Source organism: Cellulomonas sp. URHE0023, assembly GCF_000688475.1.
Classification (GTDB): domain Bacteria; phylum Actinomycetota; class Actinomycetes; order Actinomycetales; family Cellulomonadaceae; genus Cellulomonas.
On the sequence record NZ_JIAN01000005.1, the window covers coordinates 1,537,897 to 1,555,903 of the forward strand.

Consider the following 18,007-nt stretch of genomic DNA (forward strand, 5'->3'; position numbering starts at 1 on the left):
TGCGACGAGATGCGACTGGGCGGTGTCGGCACCCTCGGTGGCGCACTGGTCGACATGCTGGACTCCCCTGAGATGGGCCGTGGGCACCGCGAGAGCGGGTCGGCGCGAGACGTGCACGCCGACGGAACTGTAATCGGCCGCTCATGGTAACGAGCCGAGGATCCGAATTGTCCGGTTCCCTCCCGGACGAGAGCCGCCCGGCTGATGCCCTTATAGTCGTGGCGACCTAGGTCCTGGGACCTGAAGAACCTGACGCGCGGGGGGCACCGCCTACATGACCGTTGACACGACCGCGACCGGCGCAGACGGCGCACAGGACCGTCGCCGAGCGCGCGAGGACCGTGGACTGAAGCCCGCGGGAGCCGCAGCGCGCACGGACCGGCTGCCCCCGGCGCCCCGTGAGCGGCGCCCGCTGCTGGCCGCGTTCGCGGTCCTGCTGATCGTCGGCGGCGCCGCGGCGGCCGGCCTGCTCGCGCTCCGCGCGGACGAGCGTGTCCCGGTCCTCGTGGCCGTCAAGGACATCGCGGTAGGCCAGGAGATCACGAAGGATGCCGTGGGGACGACGCCGGTCGCGTCGGAGGGCCTGAAGCTCATCCCGAGCTCGCAGGAGGACCTGGTGGTCGGGCAGTTCGCGCGCGTGGGCGTCACCGAGGGCCAGCTCATCGACACGACCATGCTCACGAAGACGTCCACGCTGACGGCCGGCAAGGTCGCGGTCGGTGCGACGATCGCGGCGGGCCACGCACCGGCAACCGGGCTCCTGGAGGGCGACGTCGTCCAGCTCGTGCAGGTCAGTGACGGCCAGGGCACGGTGATCGTCCCCGACGCGTTCGTGAGCATGGGTGAGGTGCCCGAGAAGGGGAGCACCAAGGACGTCAAGGCCACGTTCATCGTCGACGAGAGCGACGGTGCCCGGATCGCCGCGATCGCGGCCGACGACGCGCTGTCGGTCGTCCTGGTCAGCCGCGGCTCCGCCGTCGACACGGGGAAGGGCTGACGTGCTGGTCGCCGTGGCGTCGGCCAAGGGCGCGCCGGGTGTCACGACGACCGCGCGCCTGCTGGCGAGCGTCTGGCCCACCGACGTCGTCCTGGTGGACGCCGACGGGGCCGGCGGTGACTTGTCGCTTCTGGCACGGACGGAGTCGCGCGCGCCGCTCGACCCCGACCGGGGCATCTTGTCGCTCGCTGCGGACGCGCGGCGCGGGCTGCACGTCGACGGGTTGGACGAGCACCTTCAGCGGACGGACGGTGGCCTCGACGTGCTCTGCGGGGTGAGCAGCCCTGAGCAGATGACCGGCATCGCACCGGTGTGGCCGACCGTGGCAACCGGCTTGGCCAACCTGCCCGGACGCGACGTGGTGGTGGACTGCGGCCGCATCGGCCCCGCGAGCCCGGTGCTGCCCGTGCTGACGGCCGCGGACGCCGTGCTCCTCGTCGTCAGACCGCGCCTCGAGGCGTTCGCGCACCTGCGCGAACGCGTGCGCTGGCTGTCCCAGCTGCACTCCAGCCGTGGTGGGCCGCTCGCGGTCGGTGTACTCCTGGTTGCCGAGGGCCGTGATCGTCGTTCGCTCGGAGAGCTGACCCAGCTGCTCGCTCACGAGCGGCTGCCCGCGACCGTGCTCGGTCAGGTCGCGGACGACCCGCGCGCTGCCGACGTCGTCGCCGGACGGCTGTCGCGGTCGATCCAGAGCTCGCTCCTCGTGCGCTCCGTACGCCAGATCGTCGAACCCGTCCGGACGCTCGCCGCCACCGGTGGCACCGTCCGAACCACCGTCTGACCGATGCGCGAAGGAGATTCCCATGGCCGTTGACCAGGCCCTCGTTCGTCGCCTGCGCGAAGAGGTGGCGGACATCCTCGCGCGCCAGCGCCGGGACGACGCGACCGCCGGGCTGCCGCAGATGTCCGCCCAGGACGAGCGGCAGTTCGCCCGCGCCGTCATCAACCGCGTGCTCGACTCCTATGCGCGCACGGAGATCGGGGCCGGGCGCACGCCGCCGGCACCGGCCGACGAGGAAGAGGTGTCGGCGGGCATCCACGCCGCGCTGTTCGGCGTGGGCCGGTTGCAGCCGCTGCTCGACGACCGCGACGTGGAGAACGTCGACATCAACGGCTGCGACAACGTGTTCGTGCAGTACGCCGACGGACGTGAGGCGCGGTTGCCGCCCGTCGCGGACTCCGACGACGAGCTGGTCGAGCTCATCCAGATCCTCGGGGCCTACTCCGGCCTGTCGAGCCGGCCGTTCGACTCCGCCAACCCGCAGCTCGACATGCGCCTCCCCGACGGCAGCCGGTTGTCCGCGGTCATGGACGTGTGCGCGCGGCCCTCGATCTCCATCCGCCGTGCGCGGCTGTCGCGCGTCCACCTCGACGACCTCGTCGGGTACGGGACCGTGACCAACGAGGTCGCCGCGTTCCTCTCGGCCGCCGTCGCGGCCCGCAAGAACATCATGATCGCCGGCGCGACGAACGCCGGGAAGACCACGATGCTGCGCGCGCTGGCCAACGAGATCCGGCCGCACGAGCGGATCGTCACCGTCGAGCGGGCGCTCGAGCTCGGGCTCGGGGAGTTCGCCGACCTGCACCCGAACGTGGTCGCGTTCGAGGAGCGCCTGCCGAACTCCGAGGGCAACGGCGCGATCACGATGGCGGAGCTGGTGCGCCGCAGCCTGCGCATGAACCCCAGCCGGGTCATCGTCGGTGAGGTCCTGGGCGACGAGATCGTCACCATGCTGAACGCGATGAGCCAGGGCAACGACGGGTCGCTGTCCACCATCCACGCCAACAGCTCGATCGAGGTGTTCAACCGCATCTCCACGTACGCCATCCAGTCCGCGGAGCGGCTCCCGGTCGACGCGACGATGATGCTGATCGCGGGTGCGATCGACTTCGTCGTCTTCGTGCAGAAGCAGAACGACTTCCTGCACGGCGGGCGGCTGCGGCGCTACGTCGCGAGCATCCGCGAGGTCAACGGCATCGACGGTCGCGTGCTGTCCAGCGAGGTGTTCGCGTCCGGTCCCGACGGGGTCGCCGTGGCGGCCGCGCCGATCGCGTGCATGGCGGACCTGGCGGCCGTCGGGTACGTGCCGGGCTACGCGTACTCGCAGGGGGTGTGATGACTCCGTCGACAGTGTTCATCGTCCTGCTCGGGGCGGCCGTGGGCGCGGGCGTCGTCCTGCTGGTCTACGCGCTTCGCCCACGCGACCCGGCACCGCACCGCGAGGTGCGTCGCGGTGGGCCGTCGCTCGGGGAGAAGTACGGGAAGCGCGTGCTCATCGCGGCGGCCGTGGCCCTGCTGGTGCTCGTCCTGACCAAGTGGCCGGTGGCCGCGGCGGGTGCCGCGGTTCTCGTCTTCGCCTGGTCGGCCCTGTTCGGCGGCGCCAAGGCCGAGCGCGAGTCCATGGCGCGGATCGAAGGGCTGGCGTCGTGGACGGAGTCCTTGCGGGACACCATCGCCGGTGCCGTGGGCCTCGAGCAGGCGATCCCCGCGACCGTCTACGCCGCGTCGCCCGCGATCCAGCCGCAGCTGCGCCTCCTCGTCGACCGGCTGCGCGTGCGGGTCCCGCTGCCGACGGCCCTGCAGCGGCTCGCCGACGACCTGGACGACCCGAGCGCCGACCTGGTGGTCGCCGCCCTGATCCTCAACGCCCGCCTGCGCGGTCCGGGTCTGCGGCAGGTGCTGACCTCGCTCTCGGAGGCGGCGCGTGCCGAGCTCGACATGCGCCAGCGCGTGGCCGCCGGCCGCGCCTCGACCCGTCGCTCGTCGCAGATCGTCATGGGGTTCTCGGTGTTCGTGGTGCTGGGCCTGTCGATCGTGAACCCGAAGTACGTGGCGCCCTACTCGACGCCCACCGGGCAGCTGGTTCTGCTGGTGATCATCGGACTGTTCGCGGCGGGCTTCTGGTGGATGAAGCGGCTCTCGGGCGTCGACGTCCCGGAGCGGTTCCTCGTCGCGACGGCCGACCGTACGTCGGCCACCTCGTCGGGGGTGCGCTCATGACGCTCATCCTGCTCAGCGGCGCGGTCGTGGGCCTCGGCATCCTGATCCTGGTCCTGGTCCTCGTACCGCCGCCCTCGCACGCCGGGAGCGCGCTGGCCCGCCTCGACGCCGAGCGTCGACAGAGCCGTGCGCAGGCCGCCGCGCTGACCCGTAACCCGCGTGGCGGTCACCTGCCGGCATGGCAGGTGACGATCGGACGCAGCGCCGCGAGCGGCGTGACGTCGACAGGTCTCGAGCTCGGCCCGTTGCGCGCCGACCTTGCCATGGTGGGCGTGACGCTCGACGCGTTCATGGCTCGCACCGTCCTCGCGGCGGTCGGAGGCTTCGTCGCCCCGCTGTTCGTCGGTGCGGTGCTCACGGCCGCCGGGGTCGGTGTCGACCTCTCCGTGCCGCTGCTGCTGTCGATCGTCACGGGTCTCGTCGGAGCGACGATCCCCTGGCTCGCGATCCGCTCGCAGGCCGCGCAGCGGCGGCGCGACTTCCGGCACGTCGTCGGATCGTTCCTCGACCTCGTGGCCATGAGCCTTGCGGGTGGGCGCGGCGTCCCCGAGGCGCTGCAGAGTGCGTCCGAGCTCAGCGACGGGTGGGCGATGGTCCGCATCCGCGACGCTCTGGGCTCAGCGCGGCTGCGTGGCGAGACACCGTGGTCGGCGCTCGGTCAGCTGGGTGACGAGTTGCGCGTCGACGAGCTGCGCGACCTCGCCGCGGCACTCGCACTGGTGGCCGAGGACGGCGCCAAGGTTCGGGACTCGCTGTCGGCGCGCGCCAGCTCGATGCGCCGCCGGGAGCTGGCCGACGCCGAGGGCAAGGCCGGCGAGAGCTCGGAGTCGATGCTCGTCGCGCAGCTGTTGCTGGCCGTCGGCTTCCTGATCTTCTTGATCTACCCCGCGATCATCTCGGTGACGCAGCCCAAGTAACGCTCCGTTCGACTTTGAGCACGACATCTGGCACGACGAGAGGACGACGACATGAACTATTCCGCGATTTGGGGATACCTCACGATGGAGCTGCGCCGCCGGTACGCGCGTGCGCAGGCATCCGACGACCTGGGCGCCTCGGCGATCGAGTGGGTCATCATCACCGGCATCCTGGTGGCGATCGCCGTCGCGGTCGGCGCGATCCTCTTCGGACTGATCAACGACGAGGCCGACTCCATTGTCATTCCCGACGCACCCGGCGGGCCGTGATCGCGCGACCGTCGTCGCTCCTGAACCCCCGGGCGCACGAGGAGCGTGACCGGGGGGCGAGCTCGATCGAGCTCGTGTTCTACACGCCCCTGCTCATGTTCGTCATCCTGGTGACGGTCCAGTTCGCGCTGACCTGGCACGGCAACCAGCTCGTGTCCGCGGTCGCCCGTGAGACGGCACGCGTGGTCCGGACCGGGGGCGGCGACCCGCAGTCGATCGAGGACGCTCGCGAGCGCGCAGTCGACTTCGGCGATGCGATCGGTGGCCAGTCGTTGCGGATCCAGTCCGTGGAGATCACCAAGCCGGACGCCGACACGGTCCGGGTGACCGTGACCGGTCGCTCGGTCGAGATCGTCACCGGGTTCGCGCCGAGCGTCTCCGCGACGGTCGAGGGACCCATCGAGTCGTTCCGCGCGGACGACTGAGGCCGGGGAGGAGGAGCAGGGTGAGGGTGCAGCAGCGCGTCGGAGACGAGCGTGGGTCGATGGCGGTCGAGGTCATCGTGCTCGTGCCCATCCTCCTGCTCATGCTCATGCTGATCGTCGCCTTCGGTCGCTACGTGTCGGCGCAGGGGGACGCGCAGGCGATCGCCAGGGACGCCGTCCGGGCGGCGACGCTCGAGCGGACGTCCGCCGACGCCCTGGACGCCGCACGACAGGTCGCGGAGGCCTCCGCGCCGTCGTCGATGACCTGCCGGCCGGCCGAGCTGAGCGGAACCTTCCAGGCCGGTGAGGTGATCGGCGTCGACCTCACGTGCACCGTCTCGTTCGCGGACCTGACGGTCCCGGGCCTGCCCGGCTCGACCACGATCACCGCCACGAGCTCGGCGCCCCTCGACGAGTACCGGAGGAGCGGATGACGCGGCGGTGGGTGGTATCGAGGGCAGAGGCTGATCAAGGCACAGCGTCGATCTTCGTCCTGGGTCTGATCGTGGTGCTCTTCGCCGTCGTCGGCCTCGTCGCGGACGGTGGACGGTCGGTCAACGCGCGCGTGGCCATCATGGACAACGCGGAGCAGGCAGCCCGAGTGGCCGCGAACCAGCTCGACGCGGCCGACCTCAGCGCTGGCGTCATCACCATCGACCAGGACGACGCAGCCGCGGCGGCGACGGCCTTCCTCGTGGCTGCCGGGTACGACGCGGGTCGCGCGAACGTGGAGGTGGACGGCAACCAGGTGACGGTCACGGTGGACGACCAGGTCCCCACCACCCTGTTGCAGCTCGCCGGGATCCGGAGCTTCACTGTCCATGGAGAGGCGAGCGCGCGCGCGGCCCTCGGTATCAATGACGAGCTAGGAGCACCATGAGCCGCGACCAGCACGAGGACGTCGCACCGCACGGCATCGGCCCGGGCCGGTTCCAGCAGGTCGACCACGAGCCTGAGCAGCGCTCCGTCGCGCGCTCGATCGGTGCTGCCGTCCTGCTCCTGCTGCTCGTCGTCGGCGTCCCCGTGGCCCTGCTGGCGCTCGGCGCCGCACCGGCTGTGCCGACGTCCCTGCCGACGCGCGAGGAGATCACCGGGTCGATCGGTGCCGAGCAGCTGCTCGCGGTCCTCGTCTGGGTCGTCTGGCTCGCGTGGCTGCAGTTCACGGTGTGCGTCGTCGTCGAGCTGCGGTCGGCGCTGTCCGGGGTCGGCATCCCGCGGCATGTCCCGCTCGCCGGGCCGAGCCAGCGCGTCGCACGGACGCTCGTCGTCGCGGTGCTGCTGCTGACCACAGCCGCGGGCCAGGCCTCTGCGGCGGTCAGCTCGGTGCTGCCGCAGCACGCGCCCGCGACCGTGAGCGTGTCCGCGTCGGTCGACGTCGAGGGCGTCCAGGCAGCGCCCGACATGGTGACCGAGACCCCGGCTGCGGCGCAGGGGGAGACGACCTACTGGCTGGGCGACACGCAGCTCGACGCCGATGAGGGGGCCGAGCTGGTCGGCAAGCTCGTGTACGTCGTCCAGCCGCCGGAAGGCCGGCACCACGACAACCTCTGGGACATCGCGGAGCGCACGCTCGGCGAGGGGCGCCGCTACGACGAGGTCTTCGCGCTCAACAAGGACCGTCCGCAGCCCGATGGCCACGCGCTGACCCTCGAGCGACTGATCTACCCGAACTGGCTGCTCGTCATGCCCGAGGGTGCCGCGGGGGTCGAGCGGGTCACCGCCGTGGTCACCCCGGTCGAGGTGCCGGTGGCCCCGGCGCCGGTGGAGAGCACGGTCGCGCCGGCGGCCGCCACGGGCGACACCGTCGTGACCGCGACCGACACGGTGGTCGCTCCTGTCGCCGACAGTGGCATCGGGACGACCGGGCTGGTGGGCGCTGGGCTGCTGGCGGCCGGGCTGCTCGTCGCGATCGACCGCCTGCGTCGCCGCAGCCGGACGCTGGAGCCGTCCCCGGACGCGATCGAGCTGGAGGTCGCGCTGCGGGTGGGCGCCGACCCGGTCCGTGCGCTGCTGCTCGACCAGGGCTTGCGCCAGCTCGCCGACGGCCTCGACGCGATGTCGCAGCCGCTGCCGGGCGTGGTCAGCGCGACGGTCGACGACGACGCTCTCGAGCTGCGTGTCACGCCGCCCGCCCACATCGCCCCGTCCTTCTGGTCGGTGCAGGAGGGGGGATCGGTCTGGCGGTTCGAGGCGCGTCACATCGACCCCGCGCGCAAGGGCGGAGTCGCGCCGTACCCGGGCCTGGTCTCGCTCGGTCGCGACGCCGCCGGGCGCGACGTCCTGGTCGACCTCGAGGCCGCGCAGGGTCCGGTCGCGATCGTCGGAGACCTGGCCGTGGGCGCCGAGATCGCCAGCGCGATCGCCGCTGAGCTGTCCACCAACCGCTGGTCCGACGCGCTGCGCGTCACGGGCGTCGACCTTCCGGCCGGGCTCGACGTGCTCCCGGGCGAGCGCTACACCTCGGCCGCGTCCGCGTCCCTGGTGCTCGAGCGCCTGCGCGGTCGTCGCGCCGACGTGCTCGGCGCCGACGTCCTGTCCGGTCGCGTGCAGGCGCGCGGCGCCGGGACCTGGGTACCCGAGTACGTGGTTCTGGGTGCAGTGCCTGCCGACGCCACGGCCCGCGAGGTCGTCGACGCCGCGGCGACGACCCAGCGGTCCCCGCTGGGCGTGGTGTGCGTGGGTGACCTCCCGGGTGCGCGCTGGCAGCTCGTGGCGCAGGCCGACGGCCGAGTCACCGCGCGGCTGCTCGGCATCGACGTCCAGGCCAACCGGCTGTCGGCCGCGCAGGTCGCCGGGCTGGCGGAGCTGCTCGCGGTGCCGTCCGAACCGGTCACGTCGGTCGACGAGCGCCGTGCCGCCGTCGAGAACGAGGGTTCCGTCGAGCGGCCCGCGGTGCCGGCTCCCGAACGGCGCGTCACGGAGGCGGACCTCCAATCCGCAGCGGTGCGCGTGCAGGTGCTCGGCGAGCCGCTCGTCGAGTGCTCGGGCCTGATCGACGAGAGCCGCCGCGCACTCGCGACCGAGCTGGTCGTGTTCATGGCCCTGCACCCGGGCGGCGTGCACGCCAACGTCCTCGGCGCCGCCCTGTGGCCTGGGGGCGTGACGGCCGAGGTGCGCGAGGCCACGATCGAGCGCACCGCTGCCTGGCTGGGCGACGACGCGTCGGGGCGGCCGCACCTGGCGCGCCGGGCGGACGGACGCCTCACGCTGGGACCGGGTGTCGTCGTCGACTGGGACGTCGTGTGCTCGCTGCTCGCGAGCTCCCGGGCCGCGGCCGGTCCGCAGGCCGAGCGTGCCGATCTCGAGGCGGCACTCACGCTCGCCCGCGGCGCCGTCCTCAGCGTGCGCCCCACGGGCCGGTACGCCTGGCTCGCGCGCATCCGCCTCGAGCGTGCGTCGCGGGCCCTGCTCGTCGATGCCGTGCACCGCCTGGTGGTCCTGTGCCGCGACGGCGACGACCCGGCCGCCGCCCAGACGGCCGCGTGGTCGGGCCTGCGGTTCGCGCCGGTCGAGGAGCTCCTGTGGCGCGACGTCCTGCGGGCGGCCGCTGCGCTCGACGGTCCGGACGCGGTCCGAGAGATCGCCGACGACCTCGCAGCGACCCTGCGCGCCGCTGGTGGCTCCAGCCCGTCGGCCGCGACCCTGGCACTCGTCGAGGAGCTCGCCCCGTCGTCTTCGGCAGCCGCCCAGGGCAGCGCGTGAACCGGCACCGGGGCGTTGAGCATCGTCCGACATGTCCGGCCCGTTACAGGTAAGGTCGGTCCGTTGCGACGCCGAAGGGGGCGACGCCCAAGACAAGGAGGCCATCCGTGGCTGTTGGTGCCGAGCTCAGTACTCTCCAGGCGTTGTACAAGACGTTCCAGTCGAACGCTCTGGCGGCTGCAGACATCAAGTCGAAGGTGGACTCCGGTCTGAACAGCACGGAGTGGACCGGCAAGTTCTCGGAGGACTTCCGGGCCGCGTGGCAGGACTACCGCGCCAACCTGGACCGTCTGCAGGAGGCGCTCGACGGCGCAGCCGCTGACGTGCGGACGAACCACAACAACATCGCATCGGCGACCGGCGAGGGCGACCGCATCTGATGCACTCATCCGACCGGCCCGCCCGTCTGGGCGGGCCGGTCGTGTGTGTGGGGACCGCCGCGAGGGGAGGCATGCCGTGCGACTGATCCTGAGCGCCGTCTCGCAGGGTGCGCCGGAGCCGGTGGACCTGGTGCTCGAGTGCGCCCCCGGCGCACGGGTCCGTGACGTGGCCCGGGCGCTCGCGCAGCGGTTGCCGTCGGAGCGCCAGCAGGTGGTTCCCCGAGGGTCCGGCCACCTCGGAGTCGTGCAGGTCGCCGCTGTCGAGAGCATCGGCGCTCCCACCCTCTGGTGGCGCGGGCACGAGCTCGACCCCGACGAGCACGTCGAGACCTGCCCGCTGCGGCACGGGGCGGTCGTCGGCCTCGACGGGGACCCGGGCGACCTGTGGTCCGAGCCGGTCGGCGCGTGCGACGTGCGCGTGGTGTCGGGTCGCGGCGCAGGCCGGGTGCAGCGGCTCACGCCCGGTCGCCACGAGATCGGCAGCGCCCCCACGGCGTCCGTCCAGGTCGAGGGCCCCGGCCTCGCCGCGGTCCTGGAGATCGGCGTCGACGGCTCGCGGACGCTCGAACCCGCGCCGGGCGTCATCGGGGTGCTGGTGCCCGCCCCGATCCGTCGTCGGGCGCTGGAGGGTCCCATCGTCGTGCGTCGCGGCGAGGCCGGTGCCGCGGTGCAGCGGCGGGGCTCGCGCCGGTACGCGGACAAGCTGCTCGAGGCTCGTCGCGGACTGGAGGCGATCGAGGAGATCGACCCCGAGGCGGACCGGCCGCTGGTCCACCTGAACCGCTCCGCACTGGTCGGCCGACGGCCGTGGCTGCCCGGCCAGGCGCTCGTCGTCGGGGACGTCGTGCTCGAGATCGCCGACGTCGAGCCGCCTGACGCGTCGCTGTCGCCCAGCCCGCTGGGCGCGACGCTCGACTACAACCGGCCGCCGCGGCTCCTGCCGCCCGCGCGCAGCACCGACTTCCGGCTGCCCAACGAGCCGCGAACGCCCGACAAGCAGCGCTTCCCGCTGGCGATGATGCTCCTGCCGCTCGCCATGGGCGCGGCGATGTTCTTCTTCACCAAGTCGCCGTACGCGGTGATCGTCATGGCGCTGTCGCCGGCGATGGCGGTGTCCAACTACGTGTCGTCCCGCGGGAGCCGTCGGTCGACGCACCTCGAGGCCGTGCGGACCTACGTGCAGCGTGCCGCCCGGATCGAGCAGCAGGCGCACGAGGCGCTCTCGGCGGAGAGCGTGGCCCGACGTCGCGACCTGCCGGACCCGGCGTCGGTCCTGCTCTTCGCGACAGGACCGCGCGCACGCCTGTGGGAGCGGCGCCGCACCGACCCGGACTGGATGCTCGCCCGGGTCGGCACGGCCGACGTTGCCAGCGAGGTGTCGCTGAGCGACCCCGGGCGCGAGGACCATGAGCGCGTCCAGCACTGGACCGCCGCAGACGTGCCCGTTGCGGTGCCGCTCGCGCGTGCCGGTGTGACCGGTGTCGCCGGTCCGACGGCCGACCGTCGGCGCGTGGCCGCGTGGATGCTCGCGCAGGTGGTCACGGGCCACTCGCCGGCCGACGTCTCCGTGGTGCTTCTGGCCGACGTGGACGGCGGCGATGCGTGGGGCTGGGTCCGCTGGCTGCCGCACGCACGCCGCGACGGCGCCGGCCCCGTGGTCGCGGTCGGGAACGACGACGAGACGACCGGACGACGCGTCGCCGAGCTGCTCGACCTGGTGGAGCGGCGTCGTGCGGTGACCCGCGCCGGGAGCATGGGCAGCATGAGCGCGAGCGCCGGGCCGGCGTTCGACCCGGTGCTCGTCGTGCTCGACGGAGCCCGCCGCATCCGCCTGTTGCCGGGCCTGGTCACGCTGCTGCGCGAGGGGCCGCCGGTCGGCATCACGTTCTTGTGCGTCGACGAGCACGAGCGCCAGCTGCCTGAGGAGTGCCAGGCCGTCGTGGTCCTGTCCGAGGACGCCGCCACGGTGACCGTGGCCGGTGAGCCGCCGGTCGACGGGGTGCGCCCGGACCTCGTGCCGGACGCGTGGTTCGAACGCCTCGGCCGGTCCCTCGCGCCCGTGCGGGACATCAGCACGGAGGACCTCTCGGCGTCGCTGACGTCGACGAGCCGGCTGCTGCAGGTGCTCGACCTCGACCCGCCGCACGCTCAGGCGATCGCTCTCGGCTGGGCACAAGGCGGGCGGACCACGCGCGCAGTCATCGGGGAGTCCACCGACGGACCGTTCAGCATCGACATCCGCTCCGACGGCCCTCACGGCCTCGTTGCCGGCACCACAGGCTCCGGCAAGTCCGAGCTGCTCCAAACCCTCATCGCGTCGCTCGCGGTGGGCAACCGCCCCGACGAGATGACGTTCGTCCTGGTCGACTACAAGGGCGGCGCCGCGTTCAAGGACTGCAACCGCCTCCCGCACACCGTCGGCATGGTGACCGACCTGGACGCGCACCTGACCACGCGTGCACTGGAGAGCCTGGCCGCTGAGCTTCGCCGCCGTGAGCACCAGCTCGCGGGGGCGGACGCGAAGGACATCGAGGACTACCTGGCCACGCGCGGGCCCGACGACGCGCCGATGCCCCGTCTGATGATCGTGATCGACGAGTTCGCGGCGCTGGTCGCCGAGCTGCCGGACTTCGTCACCGGTCTGGTGGACATCGCCCGGCGCGGACGGTCCCTCGGCGTGCACCTCCTGCTGGCCACGCAGCGGCCCGCAGGCGTGGTCAGCGCCGAGATCAAGTCGAACACCAACCTCCGCATCGCCCTGCGCGTCACCGACCGCAACGACAGCCAGGATGTCATCGAGTCGAGCGACGCGGCCGAGATCCCGCCAAGCCTGCCGGGCCGCGCGTACGCCCGGCTCGGCCACTCGAGCCTCGTCGCGTTCCAGTCCTCTCGCGTGGGCGGACGTCCGCCGACCGCGACGGACGACGGCGGCTCGGTGGCGGTCCTGCCGCTCACGTGGTCGGCGGTGGGGCGCCCTGTGGCGGTCCCGCGGGGCGAGGCGCAGGACGACATCGACGCGCCGACGGACCTCGGCGCGCTCGTCACGGCCGTGCAGGCGGCCGCCGAGCTGTCGGGCGTCGCGGCGCCACCCCCGCCGTGGCTGCCCGCCCTGAGCACCGCGGTGACGATGGTCGACGTCGTCGAGCAGGGTGGCCGGGCCCTCGCCTCGACCCCGTTCCGCCTGCCGTACGGTCTGGTGGACCTGCCCTCCGAGCAGCGCCGGGACGTCGCCGTGCACGACCTGGAGACCGCCGGCAACCTGGCTGTGGTCGGCGCCCCCCGCTCGGGCCGCTCGACCGTGCTCCGCGCGCTCGCCGCCGGCGTGGCCACCCGGTTGTCGCCACGGGACGTCCACCTGTACGGGCTCGACTTCGGCAACAACGCGCTCCTGCCCCTGGTGAGCCTGCCGCACACCGGCGCGATCGTGACGCGTGACCAGCCCGACCGGATCGCCCGCCTGACCCGACGCCTGCGCGCCGAGATCTCGCGCCGCCAGCAGCTGCTCGCTGAGCAGTCGTTCGCCGACGTCACCGAGCAGCGCGCGGGGAGCGCACCCGCCGACCGGCTGCCGTACCTGCTCGTCCTGCTGGACCGGTGGGAAGGTTTCATCCAGGCGTTCGAGGACTACGACGCGGGCGCACTGGTGGACCTGTGGACGCAGATCCTGCAAGAGGGTCCCGGCGCGGGCGTGAAGATCGTGCTGACGGGCGACCGGAGCCTGCTCGCGGGGCGCGTCTCGACGCTCACCGAGGACCGCGTGATGCTCCCGATGACCGACCCGGGGGACTACTCGTCCGTCGGAATGTCACCGCGCGACGTGCCGGGTTCGCTGCCGGACGGGCGCGCGTTCCGATCGCAGGGCAGCCAGGAGCTCCAGGTGTGCCTGCTCGACGCGGATGCGAGCGGACCAGCGCAGGTTGCCGCTCTGCAGCGGTTGGCACGCGTGGCCTCCGGGAATGCGGTCGTCGACGGCGGTGCGCCGTTCCGAGTCGACCCGCTGCCCACGCGTGTCACGCTGGCCGAGGCGATCGCGTACGGCGGCCCCCCGCTCGGCCCCACCGCGGTCCCGGTGGGCGTCGGCGGCGACTCCCTCTCGCTGTTCGGCGTCGACACCGACGAGAACGGCCCTGGCGTGCTCGTCGGCGGGCCGCGTCGCTCCGGCCGCAGCACCGCCCTGCTCACGATGGGGACCTCGGCGCTCGAGCGGGGCTGGGCCGTCGGCATCGTCACTCCCCGTCGCAGCCCGCTGCGCGACCTGACCGGGTTGGCGGGTGCACTGGACCTCGAGTCGACACGCGAGGAGATCGCCGAGCTGCTGGCCCGGCTGGTGCCCACCGACCGGTCCACGCTGCTGCTCGTCGACGACCTCGAGCTGGTCGGCACCGACGGTCCGCTGGCCGACGCGATCGTCGCGCACCTGGGCGAGCTGCGGGACAAGCCCGGACTCGTGGTCGGTGCGGGGACGACCGACGAGCTGTCGAGCGGTTACCGCGGCCCGGCAGCCACCATGAAGAAGTCGCGCAGCGGCGTGATCCTCGCCCCGTCCACCCCGAACGACGGCGACCTGTTCGGCGTGCGCCTTCCGCGGTCCGCGCTCGGCGGCGGCACCCCGGGTCGCGGCCTCCTCGTGGCCGGTGGCGCGTGGCAGCTCGTCCAGGTCCCGGTCCCGCGCTGAGCTCAGCGGAACGGCGTGAGCGCCTCATCAAGGGCAGCGCGCAGGGCGTCGGGGTTCTTCGACTGTACGCGGAAGCGCGTTCCGTTCCGGCGGTGCAGCTCCATGATGTTGGCGCCGAGCGTCGGGGCGAGCGCGCCGCCGGCCAGCGGCGCACGGCCCTGCTCCGCGTTCTCTGGCACGCCCCACGGGTAGAGGTCTGCGAGCGGGACGCGGCTCCGGCCGACGCGCAGCTCGCTGTCGGTGAGCCGGATGTTGCCGTACAGCCCGGTGCTCCACATGGTGATGGCGGCGATACCGCCGACGATGCCGACGAGGATCGTGGCGATCACCCAGCCGCCCTCGCCGAACGACAGTCCGACCCAGCCGACGACGCACACCACGAGCAGGATCAGCCAGCTGCGCCGGGTGGGAGAACGCTCTTCGTATCGGACCATCCGGGCATCCTAATGTGCGTCAGAACACGTCGCCGCGGGCGATCCGCTGGGCCTTCGGGAGCAGGTCCCCGTAGAGCCGGTCGAGCACCCAGAGGACGGGCAGCAGCACCTCGACCAGACTGGCGTCCCGCGTCCAGGCCACCAGCGGAGGGTCTGCCGACGGGCGAGGGCGCCCCGGCACGGGACGCAGCTCGTGGGTGACGACCGGCGTCGACTCGCCGTCGCGCGTCAGCTCCATCCGGTCGGCGAAGATCCGGCCGACGGGCCGCCACTGCCACGCGCGACCTTCCGGCCCGTGCACCTGCCAGAGCCAGCGATCGCGACCGTTGGTCTGCCGTTCCATCGTGACGGTGCCGCCCGGGACCTGCACGGGCATCAGGTGGACGTTCCAGAAGAACGTGTCCGTCGAGTCGGCGGTCTCGCGGCCGCCACGGGCGACCTCGACGCCGTCCTCCGTGGTCGCGACGAGGACTCGGTGCTCCCACACCACGGTGACGCGCCGCCCCACGACGTCGAGCATGGTGCGTGCCGCGAGCGGTGTACGCGCGGGCATCCGGTGGAAGTCGCCGATGCTGAGCTCGTCCACCACCGGGATGCTGGCGGCGGTCCCCAGCGGCTCCCAGAGGTGCGGCGAGGTCACCGCGGGGCCGTCTCGTCGTCCTCGCGGTCCGCGGCCCGGCGTGCCTCACCGCGGACCCGGGACGCCTCGTCCCGCAGGTTGCGCGCGGCACTGTGCGCGGCCGTGCGCCAGTGCCTGAGGGCGTCGCGGACGTCGGTCGCGTTGTCGCACTCCCAGTGGGGCGAGCTCGCGACGGTGCGAGCGGGGTCGATGCAGCTCTCGACGTCGTCGGCAAGGTCGTCGAGGGCCTTGGCCTTGGCGTACAGCTCGGTCGAGGTCATGCGGCGCCCCTAGAACCAGTTCATCGGGTTGAGGTCGGACTTCTTGATGTCGTCCACGCGGTCGCCCACCCACTTGTCGGCGTCCTCGGCGCGGTCGGCGGCCCAGTCGGCGGCGACGCCGGCGGCGTCCTCGATGTCGTCCCAGTGCTCGACCACCTTGGCACCGACCCACACCGTGCCCGAGATGACGACGAGACCGAGCGTCACGGGGTTGGGGGCGATGAGCGCGGCGGTCATCGAGGCGTTGAAGGCGAACTCGGCGTACTCGCCGACGACGTGCGCCTTGCCCTTTGTGCCGCCCTCGGCCCAGCGCTCGTTGTTCTCGGAGAAGTTGTTGTACAGCCCGATGCCGCTGTCGACGGTCGCGAACGCGCTGCCCGCCACCCCCGCCACGCGTAGCGCGCCCGCACTCGCGGCCATGGTGCGCACGCCGGAGGTGTTCGCCATCGTCAGCAGGTTCCCCGCCCCGCGCCCGAAGGCCTGCTCGGTGACGGGGTTGATCCACGGCTTGCCGAAGACGTTGTTGCCCCAGCGCGACAGCCTCGCAGCGAGCTTCCCGCCATCCGTGGAGCTGAGGATGTTCGACACCCACGCGGTCGCCTGGATGCCCGCCGGCCGCTGCAGCATCCCGGCCAGGAACGTGGGCGTGACCTCGCCCTCCACCGCGAAGGGCTTGGTTGCGGCAGACATCCGCGCCACCCACGCGTCGAAGTCCTCGAGGATCGGGGATGCGCGCAGCAGCACCTTGGCGGTGAGGTTGGGCACGAACGAGCCGGGGTAGGTGAAGGTGGTGCGCGCGCGCACGACGTTGCTGTCCACCAGGTTGAGCGCGCCCGAGAGCCAGTTGGCAGTGCGCGGCGACGTGGTGGCCAGCGACTCGAGCGCCGGGTTGATGATCTGGCTCTGCGCCAGCCACCGGGCCAGGGCCGGTCCGCCCTTGAGCAGCAGCTGCGACGCGGCGCCGACGGCTTTGCCGCTGGAGTGCCGCAGGTCCTGGATCTGGTGGTACGCGTCGACGAGCGCCGCGGCACGGGCCGCGTCGCTCATCCCGGGGAGCTTCTGGAGAGCCTTGGCCTCGAGCTCCTCGAACCAGTCGCTCAGGTTGGCGGGGTCGGTGCTCTCCCACGCGTCGGGCGTGGTGGCGGTCGCACTCAGCGCGATGAGCGCCTGCTCGACGTGCAGCTTCTGGCCCGCGACCTGCGTGGCCTGGTCGGCCGTCATCCGGACGCCGCCGAACGTCGGGCTGGCGAGCGCCATCTGCTCGAGGACACCGATGCGGTCCCGCAGGTCTCCGGCCGTTTCGGATGCCCACTGCTCGGCGGCGTTGAGCGGGGCCAGGTCCACCCGCGCGCCCAGGTTGCTCGCGCGCGAGAACAACCCGGGTAGGTCGGCGGCGAGGTCTTCCAGGGCGACGACGGTGGCGGCGAGAACGTCCTTGTCGACGCGGACGATCACGAGACCGTCACACGCTCGATCAGCGCCCGCAGCTCGGCGGACGACGGCAGCAGGTCGGACATCGCCTGCCAGACGTCAGCGGCGCTCACGGGGCGGAACGTCGCGAGCGTGTCGGGCGTGATGTCCTGCGCCAGTAGCGGCTCGGCCGGGGCGGTGCGCAGCCAGTAGCCGCCGTCCCCGCAGGCCCACAGGGCGAACCCTCGGGCGTCGGTCGTGACGTCCGGCCCCCACACCATCGTGACCCGGGCGGTGGCCTCCAGGTAGGACAGCGTGGCCATGAGCATCGTGCGGTCGGGGTCCTGGACGGTGCCGAAGAACTTCTCCAGGCTCGCGGTGGCCACCGTTCGGGCAGGCTCCCACTCGGCGTCCGAGAGGGACATCGTCTGAAGAACAGCGTCGACCGAGCGCAGCGGGACCGTGAACGGGACGGCGGCCGCGGGCACCTGGTGGCGGCGCAGCCCCACCAGCCGGGCCAGGATCCACAGCAGCTGCGGCAGCTCGTCCTGGCAGTAGGTGGTGGTGGAGCCGGGCTCGTCCTGGGGCCACGGGTCGGTGTACCAGACGCTCTCGCCGGCGACGGCGAGCATCGCCACGGCGGGACCCTGCGGACCGGCGGTCTCGACGGCGCACTCGATCATCGGGTCGGACACCGTACGCACCAGGTCCATGACGAGCCCGGCGATCTGGCCGTCTGCGTCGACCAGGCCGGCCGCCTGGAGGGCGCCCAGCTCGGTCTCGTCCACCGGCTCGGCGTTGTGCACGTGCCGCAGAGCCTCGAACTCCGCCTCGCTCAAGGTGATCCGCCCGCGGACCGTGTCCAGCCGTGCCATGGTGCCCCCTGTGCCTACGAC

The 18,007-nt window shown here is 72.7% G+C and carries 17 protein-coding genes; 12 read left to right on the forward strand and 5 right to left on the reverse strand.

Annotated elements, in window-relative coordinates; all coding sequences use genetic code 11:
• Positions 1-274 precede the first annotated feature (274 nt).
• The 12 genes from N553_RS21705 to N553_RS0107965 all read left to right on the forward strand — a co-directional run bounded on the left by N553_RS21705 (position 275) and on the right by N553_RS0107965 (position 14,367).
• The gene (locus N553_RS21705) at positions 275-997 is read left to right on the forward strand and encodes an SAF domain-containing protein (protein ID WP_051639903.1); all 723 of its coding nucleotides are present in this window, start codon (positions 275-277) and stop codon (positions 995-997) included.
• A gap of 1 nt (position 998) precedes the next feature.
• On the forward strand, positions 999-1,778 hold the full coding sequence (locus tag N553_RS0107915; RefSeq protein WP_028046074.1) for a hypothetical protein: 780 nt from the start codon (positions 999-1,001) through the stop codon (positions 1,776-1,778).
• 22 nt (positions 1,779-1,800) lie between these two features.
• Positions 1,801-3,114: a CpaF family protein gene (locus tag N553_RS0107920; protein WP_028046075.1), complete on the forward strand. Its 1,314-nt coding sequence runs from the start codon at positions 1,801-1,803 to the stop codon at positions 3,112-3,114.
• Complete coding sequence (locus tag N553_RS0107925) at positions 3,114-3,998, forward strand: type II secretion system F family protein (protein ID WP_034620859.1); 885 nt, start codon at positions 3,114-3,116, stop codon at positions 3,996-3,998. The genes N553_RS0107920 and N553_RS0107925 overlap by 1 nt, the downstream gene beginning before the upstream one ends.
• Entirely contained in the window at positions 3,995-4,915 is a 921-nt protein-coding gene (locus N553_RS0107930) for a type II secretion system F family protein (RefSeq protein ID WP_028046077.1), read from the forward strand. The genes N553_RS0107925 and N553_RS0107930 overlap by 4 nt, the downstream gene beginning before the upstream one ends.
• Positions 4,916-4,966: 51 nt before the next feature.
• Positions 4,967-5,185, forward strand: a complete 219-nt coding sequence (locus N553_RS0107935; RefSeq protein WP_028046078.1) for a hypothetical protein — start codon at positions 4,967-4,969, stop codon at positions 5,183-5,185.
• Positions 5,182-5,610, forward strand: coding sequence for a TadE/TadG family type IV pilus assembly protein (locus N553_RS0107940; protein ID WP_231505193.1), 429 nt, complete (start codon positions 5,182-5,184; stop codon positions 5,608-5,610). The genes N553_RS0107935 and N553_RS0107940 overlap by 4 nt, the downstream gene beginning before the upstream one ends.
• A gap of 20 nt (positions 5,611-5,630) precedes the next feature.
• A complete protein-coding gene (locus N553_RS0107945; protein ID WP_028046080.1) occupies positions 5,631-6,044 on the forward strand; it encodes a TadE/TadG family type IV pilus assembly protein in 414 nt (137 codons plus the stop codon).
• Positions 6,041-6,490 (forward strand): pilus assembly protein TadG-related protein, encoded by a 450-nt coding sequence (locus N553_RS21710; protein WP_051639904.1) that lies wholly within the window; start codon positions 6,041-6,043, stop codon positions 6,488-6,490. The genes N553_RS0107945 and N553_RS21710 overlap by 4 nt, the downstream gene beginning before the upstream one ends.
• Positions 6,487-9,312, forward strand: coding sequence for a hypothetical protein (locus N553_RS21715; RefSeq protein WP_051639905.1), 2,826 nt, complete (start codon positions 6,487-6,489; stop codon positions 9,310-9,312). Before N553_RS21710 ends, N553_RS21715 begins: the two co-directional genes overlap by 4 nt.
• A 107-nt stretch (positions 9,313-9,419) precedes the next feature.
• A complete protein-coding gene (locus tag N553_RS21720) occupies positions 9,420-9,692 on the forward strand; it encodes a WXG100 family type VII secretion target (protein WP_156043741.1) in 273 nt (90 codons plus the stop codon).
• 76 nt (positions 9,693-9,768) lie between these two features.
• Positions 9,769-14,367: an FtsK/SpoIIIE domain-containing protein gene (locus N553_RS0107965; RefSeq protein WP_028046081.1), complete on the forward strand. Its 4,599-nt coding sequence runs from the start codon at positions 9,769-9,771 to the stop codon at positions 14,365-14,367.
• 2 nt (positions 14,368-14,369) lie between these two features.
• Here the strand turns inward: N553_RS0107965 and N553_RS0107970 are convergent, their stop codons facing one another.
• The 5 genes from N553_RS0107970 to N553_RS0107990 are packed head-to-tail and all read right to left on the reverse strand — an operon-like array spanning position 14,370 to position 17,986.
• Positions 14,370-14,801: a DUF3093 family protein gene (locus tag N553_RS0107970; protein WP_028046082.1), complete on the reverse strand. Its 432-nt coding sequence runs from the start codon at positions 14,799-14,801 to the stop codon at positions 14,370-14,372.
• Positions 14,802-14,820: 19 nt separating this feature from the next.
• Entirely contained in the window at positions 14,821-15,441 is a 621-nt protein-coding gene (locus tag N553_RS0107975) for a hypothetical protein (RefSeq protein ID WP_028046083.1), read from the reverse strand.
• Complete coding sequence (locus N553_RS21725) at positions 15,438-15,701, reverse strand: hypothetical protein (protein ID WP_034620864.1); 264 nt, start codon at positions 15,699-15,701, stop codon at positions 15,438-15,440. The genes N553_RS0107975 and N553_RS21725 overlap by 4 nt, the downstream gene beginning before the upstream one ends.
• A 9-nt stretch (positions 15,702-15,710) precedes the next feature.
• Positions 15,711-17,156 (reverse strand): hypothetical protein, encoded by a 1,446-nt coding sequence (locus N553_RS0107985; RefSeq protein ID WP_028046084.1) that lies wholly within the window; start codon positions 17,154-17,156, stop codon positions 15,711-15,713.
• A complete protein-coding gene (locus N553_RS0107990) occupies positions 17,153-17,986 on the reverse strand; it encodes a hypothetical protein (protein WP_028046085.1) in 834 nt (277 codons plus the stop codon). Before N553_RS0107990 ends, N553_RS0107985 begins: the two co-directional genes overlap by 4 nt.
• Positions 17,987-18,007 lie beyond the last annotated feature (21 nt).